A 17,740-nucleotide genomic window follows, 5' to 3' on the forward strand; every position below is an offset into this window, starting at 1 on the left:
TAACTTTGGCGTAACTTGAAATTTCTGTCAGAATAATCGTAACAAATAATTTTATAACGTGTTTTTTCTAGAAACAGCCATCTTAATCTCTTTAGGCGCATTTATGCTAACCTACTTAACTATACCAAAAATTATCAATGTAGTTGAGTTTAGGCGTCTTACTGATGACCCTAACGGGCGGAGTTCTCATGCTAAAAGAACACCAACATTGGGTGGGGTGTCTTTTTATTATACCTTAATTTTTGCTCTATTTTTCATTAGAGACCGAGATGTCTTTGATGAAGCTATGTATATAATACCAGGACTTACAATTTTGTTTATTGTAGGTCTTAAGGATGATTTGGTGGTTATATCCCCAGGAGCGAAACTGATGGCTCAGGTGTTTGCTGTAGCATTTATTTTAGTCAACCCAGGTTTTGTAATAGGCTCGTTGAATGGATTTTTAAATATTAATGAAATCCCTTATTACTTGTACTTATTTATTGCTGGGTTTATGATGTTGACCATTATTAACTCGTATAACTTAATAGATGGTATCGATGGATTAGCCTCGGTAGTTGGTATGGTAATTATGGTAATTTATACAACAATTTTCTATTTAAGTGAAGAGTATTTCTTTGCCTTATTAGCCATAACAATGAATGCTAGCTTAATGGCATTTTTAGGCTTCAACCTCTCCTCGGATAAAAAAATATTTATGGGAGATACTGGGTCATTAATGGTAGGCTTTGTAATAAGTATTCTTACTTTAAAATTCTTGGCGCTTAAACCTCAGGATTATACAGAAATCCCATTTTTATTAGAAAACGCTCCACTAATAGCTATAAGTATTCTTATTGTTCCACTTTTCGATACCGCAAGGGTGTTCGCTATACGTATTGCTAATAAAAGAGCGCCATTTTCGCCTGATCGCAATCATACACATCATGTTTTAATAGATTATTGGGGGTTAAGTCATAAACAAGCTAGTTTCATCATTGGTTGCTTTAATTTGATGTTCGTAATGTTGTTTATTGTGCTGGGTAGCACAGCCAAAAATTTTGGCCTAGCCATAATGTTGGTCTCTGTAGTGATTTTGTTAGGTTATATCTTTTTTAAGTACAACTATAATTTTACTACTATGAAGCAGAAAATATTGCTTAGAAGAAGAGTAGATAAGATAAAGAATAAGACAAAAGTTGGTGATGCTGGTAAAAATGGCCGGATGAAAACCAAAGAAAGCATTAATGAAGCCAGCTATGAAGAAAAAGTTGAATCTGAAAATGAAAGGACTTATTAATAATTGCATTTGTTTGCAAGTTGCCCAATATCTATGTTTTTAAACCGTATTTTTTTGTAGGATTTTATTTCGAACCTACATTTGCTATCCCAACATAATAAAGAACCCATTATAGCTTAATTACACTATGAAAAAAGTTTTAATTACTGGCGCAGCCGGATTTTTAGGGTCCCATCTTTGCGACCGATTTATAAAAGAAGGATTCCACGTAATTGCGATGGATAACTTAATCACAGGAGATTTAAAGAACATAGAACATCTGTTCAAACTCGAAAATTTCGAGTATTATCATCACGATGTTACCAAGTTTGTTCATGTACCAGGAGATTTAGATTATATCTTGCATTTTGCATCACCTGCAAGTCCAATTGATTATTTAAAAATTCCTATTCAAACGTTGAAAGTTGGCGCTTTGGGTACGCATAATCTATTAGGTTTAGCTAAAGAAAAGAATGCTAGAATTTTAATAGCATCTACATCAGAAATTTACGGTGACCCATTGGTGCATCCACAAACCGAAGAGTATTATGGCAATGTAAATACTATAGGGCCTAGAGGCGTATATGATGAAGCAAAGCGTTTTCAAGAATCAATAACTATGGCATATCATCGTTTTCATGGAGTTGAAACGCGTATTGTTCGTATTTTTAATACATACGGACCGCGAATGCGTCTAAATGATGGTCGTGTAATACCAGCTTTTATGGGTCAGGCTTTGCGTGGCGAAGACTTAACAGTGTTTGGTGATGGTTCTCAAACGCGATCTTTTTGTTATGTTGATGATGAGATAGAAGGCATTTACAGGCTTTTATTAAGTGATTATAGTAATCCAGTAAATATTGGAAATCCGCATGAAATAACAATAAGTGATTTTGCGGAAGAAATTATCAAGCTTACAGGTACTGATCAAAAGGTTATTTATAAAGATTTACCACAGGATGATCCAATGCAGCGTCAACCAGATATTTCTAAAGCTAAAAGTATTTTAGACTGGGAACCAAAAGTTGGTAGAGAAGAAGGAATGAAAAAGACATTTGATTATTTTAAATCACTTTCTAAAGAAGATTTAGAAAAGACAGAACACAGAGATTTTAAAGACAGAAATAAGAATTAAAAGTACAATTTCGATTGTTTTTAAGAGGTTTGGGAAGTTGAATTCCTTAACCTCTTATTTTTTGCCTAAATCTAAAATATATGTAGTAAAGTACTATAAAATATACGGTTGAACATTCGCTATATAATCGTATACGATTTATTTGAAGAGCAGTAGAACGGCGAATTGACAGCGTTTTATTACAATTGTGAGGTTTTGTGATGGAATTTAATTTCATTGATTGTAGACATGATTGAATAGTGGCTTTTTAGTGGTTTTCTTCGTATTTATTTCCAATAATTGTGGCAAGTTTTTAAAATAATAGTGTAGCCCTTACGCATTTGTTCATAATAGGATTATTTTTGGGCAAATTTTCTACAAATGAATATTCTTATTTTAGGTTCAGGAGGTCGTGAACATGCTATAGCTTGGAAACTTAATCAAAGCTCAAAATGTAAAAATTTATTTGTTGCACCTGGCAATGCCGGAACTGCAGCAATTGCTAAGAATATTCCGATTGGTGTAAACGATTTTGAAAAAATTGAGACTGTAGTTTTAGAAAACGCAATTGATTTGGTTGTTGTAGGCCCAGAAGACCCATTGGTTAATGGTGTTCATGATTATTTTTTAAGTAATGAGAATTTAAAGGATATACCAGTAATTGGTCCGCAGAAAGCCGCTGCTGAATTAGAGGGTAGTAAGGAGTTTGCGAAAGAATTTATGGTGAGACATAATATTCCAACAGCTGCGTATCAAAGCTTCACTGTAGAAACTCTAGAAGAAGGATATCGATTTTTAGAACAACTTAAAGCACCCTATGTACTTAAGGCTGATGGATTGGCCGCCGGTAAAGGTGTTTTAATACTAAATGAATTAGTAGACGCTAAGCAAGAATTGCATGCGATGTTGGCAGATGCAAAATTTGGAAATGCTAGTACTACCGTGGTTATAGAGGAGTTTTTAGCAGGAATTGAGTTGAGTGTCTTTGTTCTAACCGATGGCAAAGGATATAAGGTGTTGCCTACAGCAAAAGATTATAAAAGAATAGGTGAAGGAGATACAGGCTTAAATACAGGCGGTATGGGGGCTATTTCTCCAATTCCTTTCTCTACCCCTGAATTTATGGATAAAATCCATGAGAGGGTCGTTAAACCGACTGTGGAGGGACTTAAGAAAGATGCATTACCATACAAAGGATTTATCTTTATTGGTTTAATCAAAGTAAATGATGACCCGTATGTTATAGAATATAACGTTCGTTTGGGAGATCCAGAGACTGAAGTTGTTATTCCTAGAATTAAAAACGATTTGGTTGAGGTGTTTCAAGCTGTTGCCAATCAGCAATTAGACCAGATAGATTTACAAATAGATGAAAGAACCGCTACTACCGTAATGGCTGTTTCAGGTGGATATCCTGGTGTATACGAGAAAGGAAAGGAAATTACTGGTTTCGAGAATATCGAAGATTCTATCGTTTTTCATGCAGGCACTAAACTGGAAAACGAAAGGGTAGTAACCAATGGCGGTCGTGTTTTAGCAGTTACGTCTTATGGGGAAGATTTTAAAGAAGCGCTAAAAAAATCCTATGAAAATATAGAAAAACTACATTTTGATAGGATTAATTATCGTAAAGATATTGGGTTCGACCTATAGGTAAGAATGCGAAGTAATACTTTTATCTTCTTCGCCACTTGCAGCATATTCCTTTAACTGAAGCATCCAGTAAACAAATGCTACCATGCCTACAACAGCTAAAATCCAGTTTACTGTATTTGCTGCCCACCAACTATCCATAAATCTGAAAAAATCAAAAGGAGCAAACAGTACGTTTACGAATAAATCATCAATACCTTCGAAAAAAGAACGCCACATATATTTTTTATTTGAATTTGAGCTTTTTTAGAAGCCCAGTCTATTGCTATATTTGAACACAAAAGTATAAAATCCTCAGATGATTCAAAGCATTTTTGGGAAAACTAAGCCAATAAACTTCATTATTGTATTAACGTTTCTCTTCTTTTTTTATTGGTTAGTGCTATTATACATGTTTCGGGGCACCTATGATATGGGGCAAACCTTGTTGCAGATTGCTGTTTTGGCAGTGCTTATGGTCAGTTTTATTTTGGTGAATTTTATTGTCAAAAGAAATAAAATGACAGGCATAAACTCCTTTGCTATTTTGTTTTATGTGTTGTTAATGGTTGTATTCCCTGAAACGTTAGCAGATAATTATGCAATTGGCTGTAGTTTTTGTATTCTCTTAGCTTTACGAAGGTTGATAAGCATCCGTTCTTTAAAAAACATAAAACTTAAGATTTTCGATGCTACTCTATGGGTTATGATTGCCAGTCTTTGTTACGACTGGGCTATATTATACCTTATCTTGGTTTTAATAGCTATTTATATTTATGAGCCGAAGAATATTAAAAATTGGATGGTTCCATTTGCCAGTATCTTTACGTTTTTTATGATTGTTTATGCAATTACCATTTTGGCCGGAAATAAGGAGTTTCTTTGGGAGTATTATGATTTTCAATTAGATTTTCAGTCCTCACGATTTATGGACCTTGCTAAAAGTGCAAAAAGAGTAATCTATATAATTTTAATTTGTATAACTGGTTTGCTGTCATTTTTAAAACTATCGAAAGTTGGCGTCGGTAAAATTGTTACCTTAAGGCTAGTTGCCTTGGCATTTGTTATCGGCCTTGTGCTTGAAGTACTTTTGTCAGGTTCAGAAATGCATCCACTGATGTTGACATTTTTTCCAGCCGTGGTTTTTTTAACCAATTACGTAGAGTCAATTAATAAAGAAAATATTAAGGAAATAGTTTTAATGATTTCCATTTTCTTGCCCTTTATGGTCTTCATTACAGATTTATTTATTCTTAAATAAGGGTATATTTGTCAAAACAATTCAATTATGTTTAGCGAACACGCATTTTCAATTTTCGAAGAAAGTATTGCAAAGTATCATGTTGTTGATGATGTAAATCAAGATTTTAATAACCCATATCAAGATAAAGATATAGATCATTTGCTTTATCGTAAAAATTGGATTGATACAGTGCAATGGCACTATGAAGATATTATTCGAGATCCAAATATAGACCCTATTGCCGCTTTGGTTTTAAAGCGCAAAATTGATGCTAGCAATCAAGATCGTACAGATTTAGTGGAATATGTTGATAGTTATTTTCTTAAAAAATACCAATCGGTAGAAGTAAAAAAGGGCGCCACAATTAATACTGAGAGTCCTGCTTGGGCAATAGACCGATTGTCTATTCTTGCACTAAAAATATATCATATGCGAGAAGAAGCTGAACGAAAAGATGCTGATGCTGCTCACAAAGAAAAGTGTTCACAAAAATTAAACGTGCTATTGGAGCAAAAAAAAGACTTGTCTACAGCAATAGATCAGCTTCTTGCTGATATTGAATCTGGTGATAAATACATGAAAGTCTATAAGCAAATGAAAATGTATAATGATGAAGAATTAAATCCTGTTCTTCGTGGCACAAAGTGAGTAAAGAATCTACACATATATTAGTTATTCGCCTTTCGGCTATGGGTGATGTTGCCATGACGGTGCCTGTATTATCTGCATTTTTTAAAAAGTATCCTGATGTTAAAATAACGTTTTTAACGCGTTCATTTTTCGAACCGATGTTTCAGCAATTTCCAAATGTTACAGTATATGGAGCAGATGTTAATGGCAAACATAAAGGTTTTCTGGGTTTATGGCGTTTATATAAGGAGCTTAAAGGTTTAAATATTGATGTTGTTGCCGATTTGCACAATGTTTTAAGAAGTAATGTATTGAAACGTTTTTTTTCATTTACAAATATTTCTTTTGAACAAATTGACAAAGGAAGAGCTGAGAAGAAGGCTTTAATAGCTTTAAAGAATAAGGTTTTTGATACGCCATTAAAAACTACGCATCAGCGCTATGTAGATGTGTTCAGTGCATTGGGTTTTTCGTTTAACTTGTCTAATTCAGTACCAGTAAAGTGGTTATCTTCTTCTGACAAAGTACAAGAGTTAACAAGAGATACCTCGATAATTAATATCGGAATTGCTCCTTTTGCAGCATTCAAGGGTAAAATGTACCCAATAGAATTAATAGAGCAAGTGATTAGCGAACTTAATAAAAGCAACGCTTACCAGATTTTTTTATTTGGCGGAGGAGCTAAAGAAATTAAAAAGCTGAATGAATTTGAATCTAAATTTGAGAAGGTTATAAATTGTGCAGGTAAGCTCTCATTTACCGATGAGTTAGCACTTATTTCTAAATTAAAACTTATGGTCGCCATGGACAGTGGTAATGGTCATCTTGCAGCCATATTTGGTGTGCCTGTGCTTACTTTGTGGGGTGTTACCCACCCCTATGCTGGATTTTCTCCTTTTAATTACGGAAAGAATAAAGCGTTACTGGCTGATCGAGAACTGTATCCTTTGATTCCAACCTCAATTTATGGTAATAAAATGCCTGAAGGTTATGAAAATGCAATGTCAACAATACGTTCTGAAGAAGTTGTTTTAAACATTCAGAAATTAATTGCAAAGAATTAAGCAGCTGGCTGTTTGTTTTCAATAGATTTTAAGAACAATCTTAATTGCGACATAAATCTATATTTACGTGCACTTGGAGCTGTCTCAACCATTAAAGTGCGAACACCCATAAAAGAACTCATAATAAACAAAGCTACTCCTTCAGCGTCTGCATGTCGATCAATATGGCCTTCGAATTTACCACGTTGAATTACTGAAACAAGATTTACTTCCCAAATTTTAATAATATCATTTAGGTGCTTCATTATTTTAGGGTTTCTGCCATTGAATTCAGAGATAAAATTACCCAATATAAATCCAAAGTCCATTTCATTATGTACAGCAGTTTCTAAAGCATTGTCATAACATTGCATTATTAGATCTGTAGTGTTTTCATGCCCTTCAACAGGTTCTATTAGCATGCTATATACTTTTCTAACTAGAAGATTTTCTATTATTTGAACAAAGAAATCTTCTTTAGATTCAAAATGGTAATAAAAAGCACCTTTAGATAACTCAAGTTTCTTTAAAATATCGTCTATACTAGTATTATAGAATCCATTTTTATAAAACAGTTCGAGTCCTGTTACTTGCATTCTTTGCATGGTTGCCATGCGTTTTATATTTTTCTGCATCATTTTATTTTTTAGGTTAAACCGACCGATGAGTCATATATAAAACCCTCAAATTGATGCTGTTTTGTTGATGAAGAGATGTGTGGTCAAAATAGTCGTTGAAAGGTATGAATTAGCTATAATAATGGTAGTGCTGAAAAACTACAAACCGACAAGTCGGTCAATGTTACCGTTAAAGTGTAAAAGGGCAAGAAAACAATCTCTCGATTATAGAAAATGTAAATGGATTTAGTATAGCTACAGTGTAATTAAGCACTTAAAACTGAAGATGGTAGAAGTGTCGCTACTTTTCATTGCTGTAAGTCAATGACCTTGGTTCATACACTTATACAAATATTGGCCGCAAGCATTTGAAAAAGCAAACTTAATTGTAATTAGTACGTTTTTATTAAATGCATGATAATTACGCTACTTGTTTTTAGATTTCAAGTATTCTTTTTCCTCACTAACTAACATAGGGAGCCGCTCATCAATAATGTCAACAAATAAATATTTGCTGGTAGTCGTATCAAATATGTCTTTTGCAATTGAATAAAGTTTCTTAGAACAGTCGTTCTTCTGACCTATAAAAATTTTAAGGTCATAAAGACAATCAATATCAAATAAAGTTGGGAACAATTTGTACTTCTTTTCTTTTTCTTCTAATAATTTCTGAACATCGCGAGCAATTCGCTGTGTTTGCCAAGATAATTTTACAAATCTTTCTCGGTCAAAATTAGAACGATTTATACCTAAGAGATAAAAACCACCATCAACTGAGAGTCCCATAACGGCATTATTATCTTGTAAATTTTTAGCCGCATCTAGTAGAGTTTTTGTTGACAAACGAGGCGTATCGTTGCCAATTGAAATTATCTTTTCGAAACCTTGATCAAAAACACTTTGTAAGGCGTTGGAATAACGTTCTCCAAATGTTTCACCAATTTGATTTTCATCATCTATAATTATATAGGGGAGGTCGGTATTTTTAACAAGCTCAATAAAATGCTCGTTTAAAGCTTCAAAAAGCTTTTCACCTCCTATTATGTTTTTTTGTTTTGCGTCTTGTAGGGGAGACTGCGCAAAAATCAAAATGGCTATTGATTGCGTAGAATTCTTACTCATTAGATTGTTGTTGTGCTAAAAATACGACAAATTATGTTTAATAAGTAATTGTATTTTGCCCAATGTGCAAATTATTTTATCCAATTATTTTATCCTAAAACGCCTTTAAACAAAGATATACGGTTGAATACTAATTCATTATTAGATTTTGAACAGAGTTATATACTATTTAATATGTAAGAATATTTACTAATCTGAATAATTTTAATGATTGGTAATTTAGAACCAAACATGTTAATTTTGAAGTAGAAATATAAAATTATGCGCTTAGAAGATGTTCAGTCCAAAAAAATTGGCTTAGTACTCTCTGGAGGTGGGGTAAAAGGTATAGCGCATATCGGTTTACTAAAAGCTTTAAATGAATATGGAATAGCTGTTGAAGTAGTTTCAGGTTCTAGTGCTGGGGCATTAGTTGGCGCACTTTATGCGAATGGCAGCACCGTAGAACAGATGTTAGCCTTTTTTAAAGAAACGCCTTTGGTTAAATATAATTTTCTAACTTTTGCAAAACCGGGGTTAATAGATACTGTTAAGTATCATGCCCTCTTTCTAAAAAGATTTAATGAAGATTCTTTTCAGGCATTACGTAAGAAGCTTTTTATAACTGCTACAAATTTACAGGAGGGCAGTCAGCGTTTGTTTCATAGTGGAGAATTAATTAGTGCTTTACTTGCTTCTGCTGCGCTTCCACCGGTTTTTAGTCCTATTGAAATTGAAGGGCAATTGTATGCTGATGGCGGAATAATGAATAACTTTCCTGTGGAACCATTAATTGGAGAATGCGATTTTATTATTGGAAGTAATGTGGCCACTATTAAGCAAATTCCGAAGAAGGCAATTAACTCCTCGTTAAAACTGGCGAATAGAGTTACCTCATTAATGATTTATGCCACGTATAAAGCAAAACTTGAGCATTGCAATCTAATTTTTGAACCGGAACAATTGGAATCTTTTGGGGTTCTAGATAAAAAGGGTATTGAACGAGCCTTTAATATCGGTTACGACCATGCAATGAATGTTTTAAATGAAAAGTTTAGCGGTTAAACATCATCATAATCAATTTTAACCGCTGGTGTAGTGGCATGCGCTTGGCAAGTTAAAATCAAACCTTCAGCAATTTCACTATCCGTTAAAATTTGGTTTTTAACCATTTCTACTTTTCCTTCAGTTACTCTTGCGATACAGCTACTGCATACACCGCCCTGGCAAGAATATGGTGCATCTATGTTTTCTTTAAGAACAGCATCAAGAATAATTTCTTTTTTATCCATTGAGAAATTGAACTCCTCATCGTCAAGAATAATGGTAACATCAGTTTTACCCGTAACATTTTCAGGTAAATCATCTAAAATTTCTGTCGTCGTAAACAATTCGTAATGAATTTTGTCTTCTGCAACTTCATTTTCCTTTAAGGTGTCAGAAACCAAATTTATCATTTCTTCTGGGCCACATAAATAATAGCCATCAAAATCAATATCCTTATGTTTATTTTTTAAGGCATAGTTTACAGTAGAAACATCAATACGACCGAAGAGTGAATTGTCTTCACGAGATTGGCTGTTTGTAAAATATATAAAAAACCGATTGGAATATTCAAGTTGTAATTTAACCAAATCCGTATAAAACATAGTGTCTTTGCTAGATTTGTTTCCGTATACAAGAACAAATTTATTGCTTGGGTTGCTCTCTAAAACGCTTTTAGCAATACTCATTATAGGTGTAATTCCACTACCTGCAGCAAAAGCGGCGATGTTTGTTTTGTTAGCATTTGGCTTAAAAACAAAGCGTCCTTCTGGTGGCATTATTTCCAAGCTATCACCAGCAGCTAGTTTAGTATTCGCATAATCTGAAAATCCGCCATTATCTACTTTTTTCACTCCTATCGTAAAGCAATCTTTTTTAGGAGAAGAGCTAATCGAATATGCACGACGCAATTCTTTACCTTTAATTTCCTTTTTTATGGTGATGTATTGCCCTGGAATAAAATCGAAGGTTTGCAATAAGTCTTTGGGAATCTCAAAAGTGATTGCCACAGAACTAGATGTCAAAGGTTTTATGTGCTTTACGCTAAGCGAATGAAATTGAGCCATTACTATTATTTAAAAACGGATTGCAAAAATAGGCATTGAAAACACGAATTAAAATCTGAAAGGAAAAAATAATATATTCAACTCTCGATTATTTGCTTGTTTTAGTGCGAATTTGCAAAATATGTCATTTTTTTTTCTAAAAATGTCCAGTTCTTAGTTTTGACACCGTCATAAGGGTAAATAATTAATAACATTTAATAAATTTAAGACATGAAAGATTTTATGATGATTTTTATCGGTGCAGACTATCAAGAATTAGGGTTGTCACCAGAGCAATTACAAGAAAGAATGGGAAAATGGTTTGGCTGGAATGAGAAGATGGCCGCCCAAGGCATTGTTAAAGCAGGAGATGCATTGGTGCCAACTGTAAAACGAGTTATTGGTAAAGACAGAACTGTAACTGATGGCCCATTTGCTGACAGCAAAGAGTTAATAGGAGGATATTATATAGTTACCGCAGAAAATGCTGATGCTGTTGTGGCAATAGCACAAGACTATCCAGATTATGATTTAGGTGGTACTGTTGAAATCCGTGAAGTAATGGTTTTTAACCAATAATGTATGGAGCATAAAATTATCGACCATCTTTTCAGGCATCATTATGGAAAGATGGTCGCTATTTTAACTCGTTTTTTCGGACTTGCATATATCGAAACTATAGAAGACGCCGTTCAAGATTCATTTATAAAAGCAACTTTACAATGGCGTAATAAACTGCCCGATAATCCTGAAGCATGGTTAACTAAGGTAGCTAAGAATCGAACAATCGATTTATTGCGAAGTCTAAAATCAGAAAAAAACCGACTTCAACAAGTAAATACTGGTACCGTATCTATTCCAATAAGCGATTTATTCTTAGACCATGAAATAGAAGACAGCCAATTACGCATGATTTTTGTCGCATGCCACCCAAGTTTAAAACCACAAGAGCAAATAGCATTTGCGCTAAAAACAATATCCGGATTTAGCACCAAAGAAATAGCAGCTGCCTTGTTAAAAAGTGAAGATGCTATAATTAAAAGACTTCAAAGGGCAAGAAGTACTATTATTTCTAATTCCATTCAATTTGATTTTCCAGAGCCGCACGAAATACAAAGTCGACTTGATAGGGTGATGGAGGTTATTTATTTGACATTTAATGAAGGCTTTCATTCCACAAATACAACGAATTTAATTCGTGAGGATCTCTGTGGCGAGGCAATTCGGTTGAACAAATTAATTCTTAAAACAGAAAAGTTTAGGTCGGGTAGTATGTATGCCCTTTTTGCACTAATGTGTTTTCATGCATCACGATTAGCAAGCAAAACCAATAGTGTAAACGAAATAGTAGATATTCGAGAACAAGACCGAAGTAAATGGCATGTTCCCTTAATAGAGTTGGCAAAAAATGCATTAACCAAGTCTGCAGAATATAATGATCTTTCTATTTATCATTATGAGGCGGCAATTGCTTTTGAACATGTAAAAGCAAAGAGTTTCGAAGAAACCAACTGGCAGAAAATTCTGTTGTGGTACACGAAACTGTATGAAATTCAACCTAGTGATTTCATTCTATTAAATAAGGCGATAGTTAATCTGCAAATGAATCATTTACAAGAAACTAAGTTATTATTAGCGGCATTAAAGAATGATAAACTTGGACAGCGACAATACTTGTATTTTGGTTGTTGGGCAGAATATTATTCTAAAATGGGTGACAAACCAAAGGCGATTTCTTTTTATGAAAAAGCAATTGCTACAACCTCGAATGCTTTAGAAAAAGCTTATTTGAGTAAGAAAATAGATTTATTATATTCATAGTGATTATCAACAATCCTGAATATAAATTTGTGTAAGCGTGTAACATATTTAATGCGTTTGATACTAACCTAACAGAAACAACTAACCATTATGTTTAAACGTTTTGCCAGTCTGCAATGGAAAGCTTTTTTTAGATCATCTTCGCTAGGTAAAAGTCTCGCCATTAAAATTCTAATGATATTCTTTGGCATTTATATGCTGGCCTGTTTGGTGTTAATGGGTGTTGGATTATTCTTTATTTTAAAAGAAGCCTTTCCAGATGAAGACCCTATGCTTAAAGTAAGCTCCTATTTTTTATATTGGATAGTCGGCGAGCTTGTTTTTCGATATTTTATGCAAAAGCTTCCGGTAATAGACATCAAACCATTTTTAATATTACCTATAAAAAAAGATGCTATTGTACATTATATCCTGGGGCGTTCGGCTTTTTCATTCTTTAATTTTCTAGCCTTATTTTTGTTTGTACCATTTGGTATAGTCTTAATGGTGCAGGGGTATCCACCGTTAAATGTTTTGGTTTGGTTGGTAGCCGTTATATGTATTTCGCAGTCTATTAACTTCTTAAACTTCATCATTAATAAAAGTGATAAAGTCTTAATTGGTTTAGTGCTAGTGTTAGCATTGTTTTACGGGGTCGATTATTTTCAACTGTATCCTATTAAAGAACAATTTGGAAAGCTTTTCTATCAATTATATGAAAATCCAATTTGGGTAATAGTGCCTTTGGCAATTGCAATTTTAACCTACTATATTAATTACCGATATCTACGTAATAAGATTTATTTAGATGCTGCAGTTAAAGAAGTTGTTAAAGAAGCGAACGCTGCAGAATTAAGTTGGACAAAGCGATTTGGAAGTATAGCACCTTTTTTACAACTCGATTTAAAATTGATATGGCGCAACAAACGAACCAAGACTCAGGTTTTTATGTCGTTGTTAATGATTTTGTATGGTTTATTCTTTTACACGCAAGACAACTATGGTAGTACTTCAACTATGTTTGCCTTTGCTGGCATTTTCATTACCGGCATATTTATGGTGAATTTTGGGCAATTTATTCCCGCTTGGGATAGCGCATATTACAATATGTTGATGGCTCAGAATATTCCTATGCGTAAATATTTAGATTCTAAGGCTGGCCTTATCTATGTAAGTATTGTTTGTATGTTCTTACTCTCAATACCCTATGTTTATTTTGGTTGGGAAATATTGGTTATCAATTTTGCCTGTGCCATATATAATCTAGGCGTAAATGTGCCGGTTGTCTTGTTTTTTGGGTCGAAGAATAAAAAACGAATCGATTTACAAAAAAGTGCTTTAGGAAATATGCAAGGCGCAAGTGCGACGCAGTTTTTAATAATTATTCCATTAATGGTTGTGCCATGCGTTATTTATTTTGTGATTAAGTACTTTGTTTCTTTTGAAGTGGCCATTGCTGTTTTGGCACTATTAGGCATAGTAGGCTTTGCTTTAAGAAATAAGTTAATGGATAAAATCACCACTATTTATAGAATCAAAAAGTATGGAATGATTGCCGGTTTTAGCGAAAAAAATTAAAAGCATTTATTCAGTAGAAATTTTGAATTTGACACTTACACTTTTATGATAACAGTACAGAATTTAACAAAAAAATACGGTAGTGCTATAGTATTAAACCTAGAGCGATTAGAAATTCCTAAAGGGCAAAGTTTTGGTCTTGTTGGTAATAATGGTGCAGGTAAAACCACTTTTTTTAGTTTACTATTAGATTTAATTCAGCCGACCTCGGGTAGCATAGAAAACAACACTATTTTAGTAAGCGAAAGTGAAGATTGGAAGGCTTTTACGTCTTCTTTTATTGATGAGTCTTTTTTAATCAGTTACCTCACTCCAGAAGAGTATTTTTATTTTATCGGAGAACTTCGAGGTCAAAATAAAGCAGATGTTGACACCTTATTGGCAAATTTTGAAGACTTTTTTCATGGCGAAATTCTAAATCAGAAGAAATATTTGCGCGACTTATCTAAAGGAAATCAGAAAAAAGCGGGTATTGTGGCATCATTTATTGGCAATCCTGAAGTTGTAATATTAGATGAGCCTTTTGCTAATCTTGATCCAACTACGCAAATTCGATTAAAGGCTATCATTAAAGATTTGGCAAACAAAAAAGGTGTTACTGTTTTGGTTTCTAGTCACGATTTAATTCATGTTACCGAAGTATGCGAGCGGATTGTAGTTTTAAATAAAGGCGAAATTGTTAAGGATATTCAGACTTCAGCAGAAACTTTGCAAGAGCTCGAAGTCTTCTTTGGTAGTTCAATTACTCCAAAAGAGACAATTAATAGTGCTGAAGAAGAATAGTTTTGCGAATACAAGGAAATTACTGTTTCCGACTCGGTAGTCTGTTTCGAATTTACTTTTGTGCTTTTGTTTTTAGTTTCTTCGTTTAAAGGCAACAACCTAAGAGCAAACCGTTCATTTGCTTGAATTTCTTTCTTCATTATAACAAGCAACAAACCGCTAGGTCGGTAAAAAGCCGGTTACTTCTTTGAGGTTGAATGCGTCCAGTGCCCAACAGATCAACATTTAATCGACCAAATACATAATATTCCCGTTGTTTTTTAGTTTACCTATTATACGAAATAATAAGATATTGAACCTTCGAAATAAATTAGTGTTACTATGCATTTTGGCGGGACTAGCGTTTAATGCTTGTTCTACTAAAAAAGATGCATTTATAAATCGAAATTGGCATGCGCTTAATACCAAGTACAATGTATTGTACAATGGTAATATTGCATTTGATGAAGGTCGTGAACAATTGCATACGGAATATAAGGATGACTACTGGGAAGTGCTACCTGTAGAGCGACTTGAAGTTACTGAAGAAATTAAATTAGATTCGGAAGACAACAATCCTAATTTTATAATTGCGGAAGAAAAAGCAACGAAAGCCATACAAAAACATAGTATGGATATTCGAGATGAAGAGCGAAATCCTCAAACCGACGAAGCTTTCCTTTTACTTGGTAAAGCACGTTATTTCGACCAAAGATATATTCCAGCATTAGAATCTTTTAATTATATCCTTAACAAATATAATTATAGCGATAAACTTAATGAGGCTCATATTTGGCGTGAAAAAGTAAATATCCGCCTAGAAAATGAAGAACTTGCCATAAAAAATTTTAAAAGGCTTTTTAAGTTCGAAACCTTAAAAGATCAAGAATATGCAGATGCAAGAGCAATGATGGCTCAGGCATATATTAATTTAAAAGTTATTGATACTGCGGTACAGAATTTAAAAATTGCTTCGTACTACACTAAAAAGAATCCGGAAAAAGGCAGATATTATTATATCATTGGGCAGTTGTATAATCAAATGGGGCATAAAGATAGTGCCAACTATGCTTTTGATAAGGTTATTGATTTAAACCGAAAGTCGCCTAGGGTTTATATGATTAATGCCCATCTTCAAAAAATAATGAACACTGAATTAACTTCGGAAAATGAATTGGAGTTATTAGAGTATCTCACAGATCTTGAAGAAAATAGAGAGAATAGACCGTTCTTAGATAAAATCTTCCGCCAAATAGCCGAATATCATTTAGAAAAGGAAAATGATAGTATGGCACTTGTTTATTTTAACAAGTCGCTTCGAGCAACACAAAATGAACCAAAATTAAATGCGCTTAATTACGAGAATTTAGCAGAATATAATTTTGATGAAAACGAATATAAAACTGCAGGGGCATACTACGATAGTGTACTCACCAATTTAGTGGAGAACACTAAAAAGTTTAGGGCTACCAAAAAGAAGTTCGACAATTTAGAAGACGTAATTAAGTACGAAGATATTGTTCAATACGCAGACAGTGTTGTAGGCTTGTACCATATGTCTGATGGTGATCAGGTAGCTTATTTCGAAAAGCATATCGAAGAATTAAAGCGAATTGAAGAAGAGGCTGCTAAAAAAGAAGAAAAGATTAGAAATGCAGGTTATGCCGCTTTTGGTGAAACAAAGGGCGGTAAAGAAAATAAAGGCAAGTTTTATTTCTACAACATTACAAGTCTTGGTTATGGTCAAACCGATTTTAGAACGAGATGGGGAGATCGTGATTTAGAAGACGATTGGCGATGGTCAAACAAAACTAAAATTGCTCCACAAGCTACGGAAGGTGAGGCTGTTGTTATAAATGACAGTATAAGTAGTGGACCTACAAACGAAGAAATATATTCTGTAGAATACTATTTAAATCAAATACCAGTGGACGGTAAGGTGATAGATAGTTTAAATACAGGTAGAAATTTCGCTAATTATCAGTTGGGTTTAATATATAAGGAGAAATTTAAAGAGAATGTACTTGCGGCTGGTAAGCTAGAAGATGTGTTAAATTCTAAACCAGAAGAGCGATTAATTCTACCATCAAAATATAATCTTTATAAAATATATGAAGAGCAAGGCAGTCCTTTGGCAGCTGAAATGAAAAACAATATTATTACAAACCATGCAGATTCTCGCTATGCGGAAATACTTTTAAATCCGCAAGCAGTGTTAGCAAATAACGGTGATAGTCCAGATACTCGTTATGAGGCTTTGTATAAAAAATATAAAGACCAGCAGTTTTCGGCTACTATCCAAGGTGCAGAAGAGAATATAAATAAGTATACAGGAGACCCTATTGTGCCTAAATTTGAAATGCTGAAGGCAAATGCATTAGGGAGATTAAAAGGATTTGAAGCTTTTAAGGAAGCCTTGAATTATGTGGCATTAACCTATCCTAATAATCCAGAAGGAAAGAAGGCCGAAAAAATGATTTCAGAACAACTACCGAAACTTGCAGAAAAAGACTTTCCGTCAAGCGCGGTGGTAAAAGGAGCGGGCAATTGGAAAGTTGTATATCCATACAAAAGAGCGGATAATGAAAGTGCCTTGGCGTTGAAAGAAAAGCTAGAATTGGCTATAGAAGATTTAAATTATAAGAACTTAGTTTCAAAAGATATTTATGATTTAGAAAATCAGTTTATTGTGGTGCATGGTTTTAAGTCAAAAGATTACGCATTAGGCTTTGATGAGTTGTTAAAAATTAACAAGAAATACAAGATTAATGAGAAGAATTTTGTTATTTTATCACCGCACTATAAAATTATACAAGTACATAAAAACTTACAGGAATACAAGGACTACATGTTAACCCCAAAACCATAAATA

At 33.7% G+C, this 17,740-nt stretch carries 16 protein-coding genes; 12 read left to right on the plus strand and 4 right to left on the minus strand.

Going from position 1 to position 17,740, the window contains the following annotated elements:
* Positions 1–58: 58 nt before the first annotated feature.
* From UH7x_RS07715 to purD, 3 genes are all read left to right on the plus strand, one after another.
* On the plus strand, positions 59–1,279 hold the full coding sequence (locus UH7x_RS07715; RefSeq protein WP_482363147.1) for a glycosyltransferase family 4 protein: 1,221 nt from the start codon (positions 59–61) through the stop codon (positions 1,277–1,279).
* Positions 1,280–1,406: 127 nt separating this feature from the next.
* On the plus strand, positions 1,407–2,393 hold the full coding sequence (locus UH7x_RS07720; protein WP_482363148.1) for a UDP-glucuronic acid decarboxylase family protein: 987 nt from the start codon (positions 1,407–1,409) through the stop codon (positions 2,391–2,393).
* Between the two features lie 360 nt (positions 2,394–2,753).
* On the plus strand, positions 2,754–4,025 hold the full coding sequence (purD, locus tag UH7x_RS07725) for a phosphoribosylamine--glycine ligase (protein ID WP_482363149.1): 1,272 nt from the start codon (positions 2,754–2,756) through the stop codon (positions 4,023–4,025).
* Here purD and UH7x_RS07730 read toward each other — a convergent pair.
* Complete coding sequence (locus tag UH7x_RS07730; RefSeq protein ID WP_482363150.1) at positions 4,020–4,244, minus strand: DUF6341 family protein; 225 nt, start codon at positions 4,242–4,244, stop codon at positions 4,020–4,022. The two genes, purD and UH7x_RS07730, sit on opposite strands and share 6 nt — an antisense overlap.
* A gap of 280 nt (positions 4,245–4,524) precedes the next feature.
* Between UH7x_RS07730 and UH7x_RS07735 the strand changes: the two genes are divergently transcribed.
* From UH7x_RS07735 to UH7x_RS07745, 3 genes are read left to right on the plus strand one after another with little or no spacing between them, the layout of a single operon-like run.
* Positions 4,525–5,265, plus strand: coding sequence for a hypothetical protein (locus UH7x_RS07735; RefSeq protein WP_482363151.1), 741 nt, complete (start codon positions 4,525–4,527; stop codon positions 5,263–5,265).
* 27 nt (positions 5,266–5,292) lie between these two features.
* On the plus strand, positions 5,293–5,895 hold the full coding sequence (locus UH7x_RS07740) for a DUF4254 domain-containing protein (RefSeq protein WP_482363152.1): 603 nt from the start codon (positions 5,293–5,295) through the stop codon (positions 5,893–5,895).
* Positions 5,892–6,941, plus strand: a complete 1,050-nt coding sequence (locus UH7x_RS07745) for a glycosyltransferase family 9 protein (RefSeq protein WP_482363153.1) — start codon at positions 5,892–5,894, stop codon at positions 6,939–6,941. Before UH7x_RS07740 ends, UH7x_RS07745 begins: the two co-directional genes overlap by 4 nt.
* On the opposite strand, the gene UH7x_RS07750 is transcribed toward UH7x_RS07745, so the two are convergent.
* Positions 6,938–7,558, minus strand: coding sequence for a TetR/AcrR family transcriptional regulator (locus tag UH7x_RS07750; RefSeq protein ID WP_482363154.1), 621 nt, complete (start codon positions 7,556–7,558; stop codon positions 6,938–6,940). The genes UH7x_RS07745 and UH7x_RS07750 overlap by 4 nt on opposite strands.
* A gap of 405 nt (positions 7,559–7,963) precedes the next feature.
* On the minus strand, positions 7,964–8,659 hold the full coding sequence (locus tag UH7x_RS07755) for a TIGR04282 family arsenosugar biosynthesis glycosyltransferase (RefSeq protein ID WP_482363155.1): 696 nt from the start codon (positions 8,657–8,659) through the stop codon (positions 7,964–7,966).
* A gap of 261 nt (positions 8,660–8,920) precedes the next feature.
* Here UH7x_RS07755 and UH7x_RS07760 point away from each other — a divergent pair, with 261 nt between their 5' ends.
* Positions 8,921–9,703: a patatin-like phospholipase family protein gene (locus tag UH7x_RS07760; RefSeq protein WP_482363156.1), complete on the plus strand. Its 783-nt coding sequence runs from the start codon at positions 8,921–8,923 to the stop codon at positions 9,701–9,703.
* Here UH7x_RS07760 and UH7x_RS07765 read toward each other — a convergent pair.
* Positions 9,700–10,749: a 2Fe-2S iron-sulfur cluster-binding protein gene (locus UH7x_RS07765; RefSeq protein WP_482363157.1), complete on the minus strand. Its 1,050-nt coding sequence runs from the start codon at positions 10,747–10,749 to the stop codon at positions 9,700–9,702. The two genes, UH7x_RS07760 and UH7x_RS07765, sit on opposite strands and share 4 nt — an antisense overlap.
* Before the next feature lie 210 nt (positions 10,750–10,959).
* Here UH7x_RS07765 and UH7x_RS07770 point away from each other — a divergent pair, with 210 nt between their 5' ends.
* From UH7x_RS07770 to porW, 5 genes are all read left to right on the plus strand, one after another.
* Entirely contained in the window at positions 10,960–11,307 is a 348-nt protein-coding gene (locus UH7x_RS07770) for a YciI family protein (RefSeq protein WP_482363158.1), read from the plus strand.
* A 3-nt stretch (positions 11,308–11,310) separates the two neighbouring features.
* Positions 11,311–12,549, plus strand: a complete 1,239-nt coding sequence (locus UH7x_RS07775) for an RNA polymerase sigma factor (protein ID WP_482363159.1) — start codon at positions 11,311–11,313, stop codon at positions 12,547–12,549.
* A 90-nt stretch (positions 12,550–12,639) separates the two neighbouring features.
* Positions 12,640–14,106, plus strand: coding sequence for a DUF5687 family protein (locus UH7x_RS07780; protein ID WP_482363160.1), 1,467 nt, complete (start codon positions 12,640–12,642; stop codon positions 14,104–14,106).
* Between the two features lie 45 nt (positions 14,107–14,151).
* Positions 14,152–14,889 carry an ABC transporter ATP-binding protein gene (locus UH7x_RS07785; protein ID WP_482363161.1) on the plus strand — a complete coding sequence of 246 codons (738 nt, stop codon included), beginning with the start codon at positions 14,152–14,154 and terminating at the stop codon, positions 14,887–14,889.
* A 292-nt stretch (positions 14,890–15,181) separates the two neighbouring features.
* Positions 15,182–17,737 carry a type IX secretion system periplasmic lipoprotein PorW/SprE gene (gene porW, locus UH7x_RS07790; protein ID WP_482363162.1) on the plus strand — a complete coding sequence of 852 codons (2,556 nt, stop codon included), beginning with the start codon at positions 15,182–15,184 and terminating at the stop codon, positions 17,735–17,737.
* Positions 17,738–17,740: the final 3 nt, after the last annotated feature.

It is taken from the genome of Aurantibacter sp. UH7 (assembly GCF_056839165.1).